The sequence below is a fragment of the Enterococcus sp. FDAARGOS_553 genome (assembly GCF_003812305.1).
Lineage (GTDB): Bacteria > Bacillota > Bacilli > Lactobacillales > Enterococcaceae > Enterococcus_D > Enterococcus_D gallinarum.
Genome location: NZ_CP033740.1, coordinates 2045216 through 2059769 on the forward strand (window position 1 = coordinate 2045216; position 14554 = coordinate 2059769).

The following is a 14554-nucleotide window of genomic DNA, read 5'->3' on the forward strand; positions in this document are numbered from 1 at the left end:
AGTAAAACTGGTTTGTTTTTTCTTTGGGAATAACATAAGCTTACGGCAGCTATTTTCAGTATAAATCTGAAAATAGCTGCCGTGTTTGTGTTATTCGTTTGTAAAGCGAATAGCTAATGATTTCTGCAATGTGAAAGAGGAGGCTTATTTCGAACAGAATAGGTTGCTATGGAAAGAATAGCGAGAAATTTTTCTTCATGATAAAATGAATGCTAGCTATTTCTAAACCAAAACAAAAAGTAAAAGAAGGGATAGGTATCATGAATATTGTGGTATTAGCAGGCGGTCTCAGTCATGAAAGAGATGTATCATTGTCTTCCGGAGGCCAAATCGCCATGGCTCTTGAGGAAAGAGGTCACCGAGCATTATTGTTGGATTTATATCAAGGAAATAACGAGAAGACATTTGAATCCGCTTACTCGATTCAAAAATAAGAAGAGAATCCTTATGATTATTTTGTGGATAAGAATGAACCAGATATTGAGAAACTTATCCAAAAGAATAGCAACCAGAAAAATTTGATTGGAAAGAACGTAGTAGAACTCTGTCTGAATGCTGATTTTTGTTTTATCGCATTGCATGGGGGTATTGGAGAGAACGGAAAACTACAGGCTTTCTTTGATATTTATGGTATTCGCTACTCTGGTTCTCATTACAAAGGCAGTTTATTGGCAATGGATAAAGATATAGCTAAACAACTAATGAAACTGAATGACATCCCCACGCCAAAGTGGCAACTCTGGGAGCAAGGACAAGAAGTGTATTATTCTACACCTTGTGTTGTTAAGCCAATCGATAATGGGTCAAGCATCGGAGTTGAAATCGTTGAAAATAAAGAACAATTTTTTAAGGCCTTAAAAAAAGCTGAAAAATACAACAGTAAAGTGATGATTGAGCAGAAGATAGAAGGGAGAGAATTCTCTGTAGGCGTACTTGGCGATAATGTTCTGCCAGCGATCGAAATAATTCCCCAACAAGGATTTTATAATTATGAAAATAAATATCAAAAAGGAGCAACAGAAGAAATAACGCCAGCTGACATTTCGAGTGATTTGGCGACGCGATTGAGTGAAATGACCGTATTAGTGAACAAAGTTTTGGGCTTATCAATTTATTCCAGAGTAGATTATATCGTTACCAAAGAGCTTGATATTTACTGTATTGAAGCCAATAGTTTACCGGGGATGACGCCAACCAGTTTATTACCACAAGAAGCTGAAGCCATAGGAATTTCTTTTTCAGAATTATGTGAGACAATTGTTGAACTATCACTTGAAAGCTGGTACAAATAGTCAGGATGTCAGCGATTGATTGAAGGCTCCATTAAAAAACTGTGACAAAAGGTTCAGCTACACTAAGTTCTTCGAAGCATAATCACTGGATAATGGTATCTCTGATACATTTTTCCTTTGGACCTATAGCCCGCAGAAGTATGCTTTTCGGATATTTCGTTTGTTGAAAGAGTGATATCACAGTTTTTTATATGAAAGTTGATACTAGAGATTTTTTAAATCAAGAGACGTCAGTTGTTGGCAGGTTTTGGCAAGCGAACGTTGAAAATGATGGTTTCGTCTTTGCTTTCTGCCGAGATATCCCCGCCAGATGCTAACAGAATCTCTTTTGCAATCGGAAGACCAAGACCAGTTCCGCCTGTGGCTGTAGCTCGGGAAGAATCCATGCGATAGAAAGGTTCAAAGAGACGTCCGATCATCTCTTCTGGAATTGTTTTTCCACGATTCGTCAGACGAATGTGAATACTGTCTGATTCGACCAATTCAAGAAGTAAAGGCGAATCTGGATAGCTGTAGTTGATGGCATTGCGAATGAGATTATCAAAGACACGAGCTATTTTTTCGGTGTCTACTGTTGCAAGAACATTTTTTTGTAAGTTGAGTTGCCAATTTAGATTCTTTTCTTCCAAGAGAGGTAAAAACTCAAAGGTCAGCTGTTCAAGCATTAAACTTAAATCAGTCGTTTCTGTCTGCAAAACGATCGTGGTCAAATTGAAGCGTGTGATCTCGAAGAATTCACTGATCAATAGTTCCAGCCGTTGGGCTTTTTGTAAAGCAATCTCCGTGTAACGATTCCGCATCGCATTGGATAATTGTGGTTCTTCTTTTAGAAGAGTCAGATAACCTATGACACTTGTCAGAGGCGTCCGCAAATCGTGGGCGAGATAAACGATCAAATCATTTTTCCGCTGTTCCGCTTCTTTAGCGGCACGTTGATCTTGCAGACTTTTCTCCCGCAGTTGATTCATTTCCTCTTGAACATCAATCAGATGGCTCGATAAAGTGATGCGTTTGGATGGTTCTTCTATCAGTTGAGTCGTGGCTTGGATCGTTTCATTCAAATAACCGATGGCTTTGGTCATATAGTAAATGGTGGTACCAAACCATATCAGTAAAGCGCCAATCGCAACACAAAACAACCAGCGATCCGCAAAAAAACGTAAGATATAGTAGATAGGTTCCGTTCCATACCAAGTCCGGGTTCCGGCAATAAAGCGAATGACTAATGGAATCATTACAAGGAATGCCAGCAAGATTCCAGTGGTGACGAAGTATTGGGTCAAGAGCTTTCGGATCAAAGGATTTCTATTTTTCAATGATATAGCCGACCCCCCATACGGTTTTGATTAATTTAGGTTTACGAGGTTCTTCATGCAATTTTTCTCTTAAACGAGCAATGTGTGCCATGACAGTATTATTGTTATCTAAATATTTTTCTTTCCAAACCGCTTCGAAAAGTGTTTCGGAAGAGACGACGAATCCTTGGTGCTCAAATAAATAAAGCAATATTTTGAACTCAATGGGAGTCAGGAAAACTTCTTTGCCGTAGAGAATGCATTGATGACTGTTGATTTTGAGTATCAAGCCGTCTTTTTCATATTCTTCTACTGTTGGAGAAGCAGTGGAATGATTGTATCGCTGGTAGCGCCGCAATTGGGTTTTTACCCGAGCCACAACTTCTAAAGGATTAAAAGGTTTGGTGACATAGTCATCCGCTCCCAAACTCAATCCAGTGATTTTGTCTAGATCCTCTCCCTTGGCAGTCAGCATCAACACTGGGAAAAAATGGGTCTTGCGGATCTGCTGTAACAGTTGAAAACCATCAATGTCTGGCAACATGACATCTAAAACGGCCAAATCAATGGCTTCTTTTTCAATATAGGCGATGGCACTAATACCATCATAAAACGGCTGCACACTAAATCCTTCGTTTTGCAAAAAGGTCGTGACTAAGTCCGCAATTTCTTTTTCATCATCAACAACGACTATTTTTTCTGACATACTCTCTCACTCCACCTAAACATAGTTTCGGATTCTCACATTTCCATACCCCCATCATACCTTACCTGGTAAACTTATGCATCGTTTTCTATTTGATCCTAGCACTGACTCGTGGACCGATCCGACAAATCAACTCATTGGTTATAGTTTGTACTTGCTCGGCAGTATCGCTCCAATCTGTCAGAATTTCAATTTCACTTTCAATTGGGATCGTAGGACAATGGCTCAAGTCTATCAAAAGCATGTCCATGCAGATCAAGCCGATCTGCGGCAAGGACTGACCGCGATAGGAAAGACAAAACTCTTGATTTGATAGAGAACGGGGCAGTCCGTCACAATAGCCGATGCTCACAACACCAACAGTTGTTTCTTGATTCGCGACGGCGGTTTGCCCATAACCGATCGCTTCCCCTTTGGCAACGACTCGCTTAGTGATCAACTGTGCTTTGAGGGTCAGAATAGGCTGTAAGCTTACTCGTTGTTTTGTAGGCTCGTTCGTATCACTGAGGGATCCTGTCAATAAAATCCCCGGACGCACATAATCATAGTTTAAGTCTGGATAATTCAAAATACCATAACTGCTTTGTAAGTGTGTGATACCATAAGAAATCTGTCTCTGATCCAACTCTAGGAGAATCTGATCGAAGCAGGCAATCTGCTTCTGAGTGCGAATCATACTATCAGGATTTAAGCGATCTGCCGAACCAAGATGAGAATAAACACCACTGATCGTCAAGAAGGGCAAATCGAAAATCGAAAGAATCGAATCGATAGTCGGTGTTACACCTAACCGATGCATCCCAGTATCGATGGCTAAATGACAGTCAATCGCTACTTTTCTTTGTGACAATGCTACAGCATGACCTTCGCTGATGATCGATTGGGTCAATGAGTAGCGACGAAGTTCTTTTATGCGTTTTGGAGAGGTATATCCCAAGACCAAGATGGGGCTTTTGACAGCATTTTTCCGCAATCGAATACCTTCATCAATCGTAGCCACCGCAAAAAAATCAATTCCGGCTTGTTCTAAAACAGGAGCAACTTCCTTGGCACCACAGCCGTAGGCATCGGCTTTAACGACTGCCATCACTTTTGTTTTCGGTGAGATGATCCGCTGGATCTCCTGTAGATTATGCAAAAGGGCTGTCTTTGAGAATTCTTTTACGGCCCTTTTAACGGGCGTTGTTTGTTTGTGTCTAAACCATGAGTGTTTTTGTCTTAAAAAGAGGCAAATGAATCCAATCGTCAAGATCAAAACAACCAAATAGTTGATTAGATTGTTTTGCAGAATGCTGATTTTTTGGCTCAAAAAGTGTGTGCCGGCAATTGTATAAGGATGTAAAAGGTAAAGCCACAAAGATAGCTGTCCTGGATGCTTCCAAGTCCTGTGGGGATGCCAGCGCAAGATCAGCGGAAATAAGAAAAAGAGTACAACAGGCAAGAAGAGATACATACTGTCATGTTTAGGTATAGAAAACCCATGCAAGTACGCACTCTCAATAAGCAATCCGATAAGACTGATCAAAAAGAAGAGAGCTGTTTTGGATAAACTTCTTTTCTCTGATTGTTTTCTGACCAGCACACCTAAGCACAAAAACAATGGTGTAAAGAAAATACCGTTGCGGGTACCATCTAATAGGTTGAACACAGCAGTATAGAATGGTTCGATTGGTGTCTGTTGGATCAGTCCAAACCAACTATCACCACCTAATCCAATCAGGTACAATCCAGCCGCAAGCCAGAACACTTTTTTGAAGGAGACATGTATCAGCAAACTTGTTAGGAGCAGGCTCCCAGTAATCAAAGCCGGAAAGTACCAAAGATGATAAAGAATGCCATTGACCAAAAGTGCTTGTACTAATGTTCCAACTGGTAGATCGAAGCCGATCGTTTGACTATAGAGTGCTAATGGTAAAAACATTAGTGTGGCTAATAGATAGACTTTTAGCTGTTTTTTGATAAAGTTGAATACTCGTTGTCGCGAAGGATAACTATTGGCCACAGCAAGTTCTGCAAACACATAGTAACCACTGATCATAAAAAAGAAAGGAACAGCTACTCGAAAAATCGTCAATGTGATTAGGATATCGCCTTCTGGCCATAAATAGTGAAGGGGAAGACAATGGATCGCAACCACCATCATGGCTGCAATCACACGAAATTGATCGATTCCTTTATTTTTCATGCGAACTGCCTCACTGTCTGAGCCAAGTAATCATGGTATTCTTCCAGAGTCCATTTTTGGGCAGTGATGACTTGGCTATGGGGAAGCCCGACATAACGAAAATGCCAAGGTTCATAACTGATACCGGTGATCTCTTGTTTATCTTCCGGATAGCGTAGAATAAAGCCATAATTCATCATCTGCTGCATAAATAAATCAGCAGCAGCACTATCTCGAAAATGAGGGCAGATAAGATCATCATCTTCTTGTTTCTTTAGTCCTACATCAATGGCCAGACCGATTTGATGTTCACTGCAACCTGGCAAAGCAACGAATTGTTTGGTATAAGCTAACCCGTTTTCTTTTAGAGAATACTCCCACAAGCGTCGCTGTTCTTTTTCCGTACGATACCCATCTACCAGACGAATGTCCTTTTCTAGTCCGGTTGCTCGTACGAGTCGTTCCCATTGTTTTGCCACTTCTGGCTGCAGGTAAACATCGTGATCGCTAAAAGGAGCTAGCACTAAGTGCGGGGGCTCTTGATTTTTTTTCAATGGATGGTTTTTATTGATCAATTGTAATGTGTTCATCGTTTGTCCTCCTCTGCCAGTGCAATCAATTGCTCTACTAATATTTCGTAGGATAACCCGACTTCCGCCATCATAGCTGGGTAGCGGGAGTGCCCAGTAAATCCCGGCATGGTGTTGATTTCGTTTAAATAAATCGCTCCTTGATTGGTGACGAAAAAATCGATTCGAGCCAGACCCGTCAATCCCAAGTTTCGATAAAGCAGCTGTGCCTGCTCCTTGATCTGTGATTCAAGCGCGAGAGGCAATGGTGCTGGGACAGTGATCGTGGCGCTGATTAATTGGTATTTCTCTTCAAAATCAAAAAAACCGTCGACAAGAGAAATCGCATCACAAGCACCAATCGTCAATTGCTCATTTCCTAAGATGCCGCAGCCAATTTCAATACCCGCTATCGCCTTTTGGATCAACACAGTAGAACCGTAAGCAAAAGCAGTCGTTAATGCAGATTGGAGCGCTGTTTTGTCAGTTACTTTTGTGATCCCTTTTGAAGAACCGGCTTCATTCGGCTTGATAAAGATCGGGAATCCATGGTCTTGAATAAAACGATCGATTGTGGCAGGATCGTTTTCATAGCGGGATAAAAGCAAAGTGGGAGCACTAGCGATTCCCATGGTATCAGCAAGTTGATGCAAGAGCCATTTGTTCATACATAATGCGGAGGCAGCGACATGGCAACCAACATAAGGCAGGTTCATTAGTTCAAGCAGTCCTTGGATACAGCCATCCTCGCCATACTTCCCATGCAAGACTGGAAAGAGGACATCAGGGACGATTCGTTTTTCTCCTAATACAAATCCTTGGCTAGAAAAAGTCAGCTGGTGACAGTTTTTGTGATCTTCTAGCCAAGTATCATTGCGAACATTCGCGAGGTTTCCTTGATACCAATACCAATCCATTGTTGGTGCGATGCCAATGGTCATTACTTCATATTTCAGCGGGTCAATAGCTTGGATCACACTTGCTGCTGAGGCTAGTGACACTGAGTATTCTGGAGAATTCCCTCCAAATAAAACGGCAATTTTTTTCATCATTTTCTTCCTTTCCTTTTTTCTTTTAAGGTTACATTCAGTGTACCTAGGAAAAGAAAAGAAAATTTGCGGTCTTCCTGTTGTCTTTCTCGTATTTTTATGATGAAAATCTAACGATTTTATGACAAAGGGCTTGAAGAAAGCAGGGGAAGCTATTGTTAGTGATCAAATGGACAACAACTCTTGGTACAGAAGTGCGTTGAAGGAAGAGCTCACGCATGCAGGAAAGCGTACAAAAAAGGAACCGAGCTGAACTATTTTCAACTTGGTTCCTCTGTATTCATACGTTAGTTCTTTGGCGTAGTGTGATGTGCCCAATTGAGGCAGCTATAGCTAAAGAAGATACAGTTAAGTGTGCAACAGTAGCTGATCATCTTTTAGCTCAGTCCCACTATTTTGATGGAAGAGTGCCATCAAATCCGGTACCGTTAAGGATTGTTTTTCCTCACCTGCGATATCGACAACGATTTTGCCTTGATGGAGCATGATCAAGCGATTGCCGTAACGGATGGCATCTTCCATATCATGAGTGACCATAAATGCCGTCAACTGCTGTTCTTGAATCAACTGATCAGTCAGTGCCATCACAGTCATGGAGGTTTTCGGATCTAAAGCTGCAGTATGTTCGTCTAGCAGGATCAGTTTAGGCTGTTGCAAGGTCGCCATCAATAGTGTGATCGCTTGCCGCTGTCCTCCGGAAAGCAGCCCAATCTCAGTCGTCAGTCGATTTTCAAGACCAAGATTCAAGCGAGCTAACTTTTCTTTGAAGAAGGCCCGATGCTTTCCTTTGACACCGGAGGAAAACCCGCGAACCTGGCCTCTTTTATAAGCAAGGGCTAAGTTTTCTTCGACTGTCAAACGAACGGCTGTCCCCATCCGCGGGTCTTGGAAGACACGACTGATTTCTTTGGAGCGTCGTGTGACTGAATGACGTGTGATTTCTTTGTCACCTAAGACGATCTTACCTTGTTCTGTTGGGATCGTTCCAGCAATACTATTGAGTAATGTTGATTTTCCTGCACCGTTTCCACCGATAATCGTAATGAAATCACCGCTGTTCATAGTGAGATCGATCCCGCGAAGGACATGATTTTCGTTGATGGTTCCTTTTTCAAATGTTTGGTGTAAATCACTGATCGTTAAAACAGGTGTCGTCATGATTGACCTCCTTTGGTTTTCGGAAGAAATTTTTGCAATCCAAGTTTCGTTCGAATTTGCGGCAATGAAAGACAGATAACCAAAACGATGGCAGAGGCAAGTTTTGAATCTGAAGCTTCCACGTTGAATTCAAAGACGATGGCCAGGATTAGACGATACAAAATCGCACCAATCACAATCGTGATCAAACGAACCCACAAAGATTTATTGCTGAAAAGGACTTCCGCGATAATGATCGATGCTAATCCGATCACGATCGTTCCTACACCTGAGTTAAGATCAGCAAAACCATTGTTTTGAGCTAAGAGGGAACCAGAAAGAGCAATACAGCCATTGGAAATCATATAGCCAATTAGTTTCATATTGTCCGTATTAATTCCGTTGGCTTCACTCATCGCGAGATTGTCTCCCGTTGCTCGCACTGCTAGTCCAATCTCTGTGCGGAAGAAGAGAAACAGCAACAAAATCACGACAGCAGCAAACAGGAGGCCTGTACAAATGACTGCGGTATTTTTCGTTAAGCCTAGTGTTTGAAACCAAGTAAAAACAGTATCTTCCCCTAACAAGGCAATATTGGGTGCCCCCATGATCCGATTTGTAATAGAATACAATCCAGTCATGGTAATGATTCCCGCTAATAATGCGGGAATTTTAAATTTGGTATGCAAGATCCCTGAGACAAATCCGGCAGCTAAACCGCCGCAAAAGCCCAACAGACTTGCCGTAAAAGGGGAAAGGCCATTGGTGATGCTGACAGCAGCAATGCCGGCTCCTAATGGAAAGCTTCCCTCAGCTGTCAAATCGGCAATATCTAAGATTCGGAAGGTCAAATAAACCCCGATCGCTAATAATGCCCACAACATACCTTGAGAGGCAGCTGATTGAATAAGTATGAAAAATGTATTGATTAAATTCATAAGGTTTCCTCAAATCATTTTTAGGTTTTTAGTTTCAAGTTAGTTTTCATCATTTCATCATATAGCAGCAAAATTATAGTAGATAGTAGATAGTAGCAAAATTACTCAGGAGCCACGATGCTTTCTGGATCAATTCCTAATGCAGTTGCCATTTTCTGGTTCACAACTAGCTCTAGTTTATTCGCTGTTTCTACAGGTGTTGTAGCGGGCTTTTCATCTCCATCAAGAATTTTTGCAGCCAATTCACCCGTTTGTTTGCCTAGTGACTTGTAATCGATCCCGAATGTAGCTAAAGCGCCATCTTCCACTTGCTCGACAGAACCAGCAACGATCGGTGTTTTGGTTTCTTTGGCTACTTCACCAACGACTGCCGCAGCAGAAGCAAAGGTATTATCTGTTGGCACGTAGATACCATCCACATCTTTAGCTAAACTAGTAGTTACTTGTTGGACATCATTTGTCGTGTTTGCTGTCAAGACTTTGACGTCTACACCTGCATCTTTCAATGCTTTTTCTGCCAAATCTGCTTGGATTTTTGAATTTGCTTCTCCAGCATTATACATAATACCGATTGTTTTAGCGTCAGGGACGATACTCAATAACAATTGAATCTGTTTATCGATAGGGACCATGTCAGATGTACCAGTGATATTGCGTCCAGGAGCTTCATTGGACTCCGCTAATTTTGCTTCAACTAAATCAGTGACTGCAGTTACAACGATCGGAATATCTGTTGTTTCATTCGCCAATGAGACAGCAGCTGGTGTCGCGATCCCTAAGAGAAGATCAGGAGAATTTTTTACAAGTTTTTCGCTCATACTCTTCAGATTGTCTTGGCTGTTTTGGGCATTTTGGTATTCTAAAGTAAGGTTTTCGCCTTCTTTATAGCCGCCTTCCGCCAAACCTTCTTTGAATCCTTCATAGGCAGCATCTAACGAACCATGTTCCACCAGCTGCAAGATACCAACCGTTTTTTTGCCATCTTCAGTGGCATTGTTGGTATTCCCGCATGCCGCAAGTCCAAGTCCTAAGGTAGTTGCCAATAGGCCAGTTGTGATCCATTTTTTCATTTTCATCAAATATTCCTCCTAAAAAGTCTTGATTTAAACCCAACGGAACAAAAAAATCCATTCAGACAATCGTCTAAATGGATTTGAACTTACCAAAATTCAGAAATTCAGTGCGGCCATTTAGAAGATTCTCTACATGGCTGCTGTTCACGTTAAACTGCTCTAGCCATTATAGATACAAACAAAGTGTTGTGAGGTTTGTATCCACAATGTTATGAATACAAACTATCTAAAATAGCTAAAGTAAGCAATATTCAGTTGTGGGGATAGCAATAATTTCATGATTCTTCCTCCAAACTTGAATTGTTTTCAGTATAGACGAAAGTTCTGCCATCTGTCAATTGAAAAACGCAATATTCTGAAAATTTTTTTATAACAGATAAAGAGATGTATGCAAATAGTAAAATAAAATAAAAAAGCAGCCAGATTAACTAAGCTGCTTTGATTAAATAGGTTTAGCTTTCTTTATAATAACGGATCGTATTTTTAATTTCTCGAATACTATAAGGAAGATCATCAGAAAAAGCGGCATCTTGATCGATTTCCAATGAATCAGTAAAGATGGCTTCATATTCCTCAATACTTAATTTTTGTCGCTGATCCAATAGCTGAGTGTGGGCTTCTTTGTTTAATTGATTTTCATAACCAGCTACCAAACGACCACTGAAAAATTCAGAAACAGCCCCAGAACCATAACTAAAAAGACCAATGCGATCTCCTGCGCTTAAATGAGACGAATTTTCTAATAACGAAATCAGTCCCAAATACAGAGAGCCGGTATAGAGATTGCCGATTCTGCGACTATAGACGATGGATTCTTCATAGCGAGCCATCACTCGTTCCTGCTCCGTTTCTACTTCATCGGCAAAGACTGCTAACAATGCTTTTTTCCCCATTTTTGTATAAGGAATATGGAAGCTGATTGCAGCATAATCGCTGATGCTGGCTTGATTGCGTTCACAATGAGCTTGCCACACTTTTTTGAAAGAATCGATGTAAACTTGGTTAGATAGATGCCCATCGACCATTGGATAAGCGTGGCCGAGAGGACGCCAAAAATCATAAATATCTTGAGTCAACATCAAATTGTCATTTTCAAAAGTTAGAATTCGTGGGTTAGCTGTAAGCAACATGGCAACAGCACCTGCTCCTTGTGTTGGTTCACCACCGGAACGTAAACCATAACGAGCAATATCGGACGCAATGACTAGAACCTTGCTTTCTGGATTGGCTTGAATATGGGTTTTCGCAAATTGAATCCCTGCGGTTGCTCCGTAACAAGCCTCTTTGATTTCGAAAGAGCGGGCGAAAGGTTGGACGCCAAGCAATCTGTGTAAGACTACAGCAGAGGCTTTCGACTCATCGATTCCAGATTCTGTACCGACAATCACCATGTCGATTGCCTGCAAATCTTCAGGTTCTAAGATTTCTTTTGCTGCACTAGCCGCAAATGTAACGATATCGTGTGTTTTTTTGCTGACTGCCATTTGGTCTTGACCGATACCAATGGTAAATTTATTAGGATCTACCTCACGAGCGTGAGCGAGATCAACCATGTCTAAATAGTAAGGCGGAACAAAAAAATTTATTTTATCAATACCAACGTTCATTATGACGCTCCTTTGGGTTTAACTTATGTTATAACTATTGTTTATACGGTATCATATTTTTGTTTAAAAATGAAAAAAATTCTATTAGAATTTAAACTTTATTTAAGAATGGCTGATTGGAACAGAATGCAAACTCGTGGGGTATTCTTTTTTTGTGGAAATAATGATATATTTCTGTTGGAGGTGGCATGGTGGAAGAAGTTGTTATTATCGATGCACGAAGAACTCCCATCGGTAAATACCATGGGTCATTAAAGAAATTTTCAGCAGTTGCATTAGGTACTGCTGTAGCGAAAGATATGTTTGAACGAAATCAAAAGATCAAGGAAGAAATCGCGCAAGTGATCATCGGCAATGTCCTACAAGCAGGTAATGGCCAAAACCCTGCCCGACAAGTGGCCCTACAAAGTGGTCTCTCAGTGGACATCCCGGCATCAACGATCAATGAAGTTTGTGGTTCTGGATTGAAAGCCATTTTAATGGGAATGGAGCAAATCCAGTTGGGCAAAGCGCAAGTTGTTTTAGCCGGGGGGATCGAAAGCATGACGAATGCTCCGTCCCTCAGTCATTACAATAAAGCAGAAGATACTTACAGTGTCCCAGTCTCAAGTATGACATTAGATGGCTTAACAGATGCTTTTAGTAGTAAGCCAATGGGCTTGACAGCTGAAAATGTGGCGCAACGCTATGACATCTCACGAGAGGCTCAGGACCAGTTTGCCTATCAGTCACAAATGAAAGCTGCTAAAGCGCAAGCAGAGAATAAATTTGCGAAAGAGATCGTTCCGCTGGCTGGCGAAACAAAAACGATCACCGCAGATGAAGGGATCCGCAGTCAGACCACAATGGAAAAACTGGCTTCTTTAAAACCAGTTTTTAAAACTGACGGTACCGTAACTGCTGGAAATGCTTCTACGATCAATGATGGTGCAGCATTGGTGTTGTTAGCATCAAAAACCTACTGTGAAACAAATGATATTCCGTATTTAGCGACGATCAAAGAGATCGTTGAAGTAGGGATTGATCCTGAAATCATGGGGATCTCGCCTATCAAGGCAATTCAAACACTTCTTCAAAATCAAAAGGTTTCATTAGAAGACATCGGTGTGTTTGAGATCAACGAAGCATTTGCTGCATCTTCAATCGTGGTGGAGTCTGAATTGGGATTGGATCCAGCAAAAGTCAATCGCTATGGTGGCGGAATTTCTCTTGGACATGCGATTGGTGCCACAGGAGCCCGCTTAGCAACTTCTTTGGTCTACCAAATGCAAGAGATCCAAGCCCGTTATGGGATTGCTTCTTTATGTGTTGGTGGCGGGTTAGGGCTGGCTATGTTGTTGGAGCGGCCAACAATTGAAAAAGCAAAGCCGACGGACAAGAAATTTTATGAGTTGTCCCCCGCTGAGCGGTTACAAGAGCTTGAGAATCAACAAAAAATTTCTAGTGAAACAAAACAACAACTGTCACAAATGATGTTAGCGGAAGACACGGCGAACCATTTGATTGAGAACCAAATCAGTGAGATCGAGCTGCCAATGGGTGTAGGCATGAATCTGAAGGTGGACGGCAAAGCATATGTCGTACCAATGGCTACAGAAGAACCTTCTGTGATTGCAGCAATGAGTAATGGAGCCAAAATGGCTGGTGAGATCCATACGCAAAGCAAAGAACGATTGTTGCGGGGACAGATTGTTTTTTCTGCAAAGAATCCAAATGAGATCGAGCAACGGATTGCGGAAAACCAAGCTTTGATTTTTGAACGGGCAGAACAAAGCTATCCTTCGATCGTCAAACGAGAAGGAGGATTGCGGCGCATCGCTCTGCGGCACTTTCCAGCAGATTCTCAGCAGGAATCTGCTGATCAGTCGACGTTTTTATCGGTGGATCTTTTCGTGGATGTCAAGGATGCGATGGGAGCCAATATCATCAATGCGATCTTAGAAGGCGTTGCCGCACTTTTCAGAGAATGGTTTCCTAATGAAGAAATCTTATTTAGTATTTTAAGCAATCTTGCTACTGAGTCATTAGTCACGGCTGTTTGTGAAGTACCGTTTTCCGCTTTGAGCAAAAGAGGTGGCGCCACGGTTGCACAAAAAATTGTTCAAGCTTCTTTGTTTGCCAAAACGGATCCTTATCGAGCAGTCACTCATAATAAAGGCATCATGAATGGGGTGGAGGCAGTGATGCTGGCCACTGGAAATGATACCCGGGCAGTTTCTGCTGCCTGCCACGGCTATGCAGCACGTACTGGCAGCTATCAAGGACTGACTAATTGGACCATCGAATCAGATCGATTAGTAGGGGAAATCACGTTGCCGTTAGCTATCGCTACTGTTGGTGGTGCCACAAAGGTCCTACCAAAAGCACAAGCAGCATTGGAAATCAGTGATGTTCACTCTTCTCAAGAGTTAGCTGCGCTAGCTGCAAGTGTGGGACTTGTCCAAAACTTGGCAGCTTTGCGGGCGCTTGTCTCAGAAGGGATTCAGAAGGGACATATGAGTATGCAAGCTCGTTCACTAGCGATCGCTGTTGGAGCGGAGAAAGCGGAAATCGAGCAAGTAGCTGAAAAACTACGGCAAAATCCTCCAATGAATCAACAACAAGCGTTACGGTTTTTAGGAGAAATTCGGGAACAATAAAAAACTTGTTTCAACGGTAGCAAATGCTACTGTTGAAACAAGTTTTTTTGTCATAGACAAATTGATGAGTGTTTCTAGAAGCTGC

The 14554-nt window shown here is 41.7% G+C and carries 12 protein-coding genes; 3 read left to right on the forward strand and 9 right to left on the reverse strand.

Annotated elements, in window-relative coordinates; translation table 11 throughout:
* The first annotated feature begins 260 nt into the window (after window positions 1–260).
* Window positions 261–434, forward strand: coding sequence for a hypothetical protein (locus EGX73_RS10325; RefSeq protein ID WP_005472148.1), 174 nt, complete (start codon window positions 261–263; stop codon window positions 432–434).
* 24 nt (window positions 435–458) lie between these two features.
* On the forward strand, window positions 459–1292 hold the full coding sequence (locus EGX73_RS10330; RefSeq protein ID WP_123866929.1) for a D-alanine--D-alanine ligase: 834 nt from the start codon (window positions 459–461) through the stop codon (window positions 1290–1292).
* Window positions 1293–1522: 230 nt separating this feature from the next.
* On the opposite strand, the gene vanS is transcribed toward EGX73_RS10330, so the two are convergent.
* The 9 genes from vanS to EGX73_RS10375 form a co-directional block, all read right to left on the reverse strand.
* A complete protein-coding gene (gene vanS / locus EGX73_RS10335) occupies window positions 1523–2608 on the reverse strand; it encodes a vancomycin resistance histidine kinase VanS (RefSeq protein ID WP_003126774.1) in 1086 nt (361 codons plus the stop codon).
* Window positions 2598–3293: a vancomycin resistance response regulator transcription factor VanR-C gene (vanR-C, locus tag EGX73_RS10340; RefSeq protein WP_123866930.1), complete on the reverse strand. Its 696-nt coding sequence runs from the start codon at window positions 3291–3293 to the stop codon at window positions 2598–2600. The genes vanS and vanR-C overlap by 11 nt, the downstream gene beginning before the upstream one ends.
* Before the next feature lie 88 nt (window positions 3294–3381).
* Window positions 3382–5478: a membrane-bound serine racemase VanT gene (vanT, locus tag EGX73_RS10345; protein WP_123866931.1), complete on the reverse strand. Its 2097-nt coding sequence runs from the start codon at window positions 5476–5478 to the stop codon at window positions 3382–3384.
* Window positions 5475–6047 (reverse strand): D-Ala-D-Ala dipeptidase/D-Ala-D-Ala carboxypeptidase VanXY-C, encoded by a 573-nt coding sequence (locus tag EGX73_RS10350; protein ID WP_003126779.1) that lies wholly within the window; start codon window positions 6045–6047, stop codon window positions 5475–5477. Before EGX73_RS10350 ends, vanT begins: the two co-directional genes overlap by 4 nt.
* Complete coding sequence (gene vanC1 / locus EGX73_RS10355) at window positions 6044–7075, reverse strand: D-alanine--D-serine ligase VanC1 (protein WP_123866932.1); 1032 nt, start codon at window positions 7073–7075, stop codon at window positions 6044–6046. Before vanC1 ends, EGX73_RS10350 begins: the two co-directional genes overlap by 4 nt.
* A 348-nt stretch (window positions 7076–7423) precedes the next feature.
* A complete protein-coding gene (locus EGX73_RS10360) occupies window positions 7424–8233 on the reverse strand; it encodes an ABC transporter ATP-binding protein (RefSeq protein ID WP_021151270.1) in 810 nt (269 codons plus the stop codon).
* The gene (locus EGX73_RS10365) at window positions 8230–9150 is read right to left on the reverse strand and encodes an ABC transporter permease (RefSeq protein WP_005472153.1); all 921 of its coding nucleotides are present in this window, start codon (window positions 9148–9150) and stop codon (window positions 8230–8232) included. Before EGX73_RS10365 ends, EGX73_RS10360 begins: the two co-directional genes overlap by 4 nt.
* A gap of 101 nt (window positions 9151–9251) precedes the next feature.
* Window positions 9252–10226: an ABC transporter substrate-binding protein gene (locus EGX73_RS10370; protein ID WP_005472155.1), complete on the reverse strand. Its 975-nt coding sequence runs from the start codon at window positions 10224–10226 to the stop codon at window positions 9252–9254.
* Between the two features lie 449 nt (window positions 10227–10675).
* Window positions 10676–11830, reverse strand: a complete 1155-nt coding sequence (locus tag EGX73_RS10375) for a hydroxymethylglutaryl-CoA synthase (protein ID WP_003126783.1) — start codon at window positions 11828–11830, stop codon at window positions 10676–10678.
* Window positions 11831–12021: 191 nt separating this feature from the next.
* Between EGX73_RS10375 and EGX73_RS10380 the strand changes: the two genes are divergently transcribed.
* Window positions 12022–14469 (forward strand): hydroxymethylglutaryl-CoA reductase, degradative, encoded by a 2448-nt coding sequence (locus EGX73_RS10380; RefSeq protein WP_170081210.1) that lies wholly within the window; start codon window positions 12022–12024, stop codon window positions 14467–14469.
* Window positions 14470–14554: the final 85 nt, after the last annotated feature.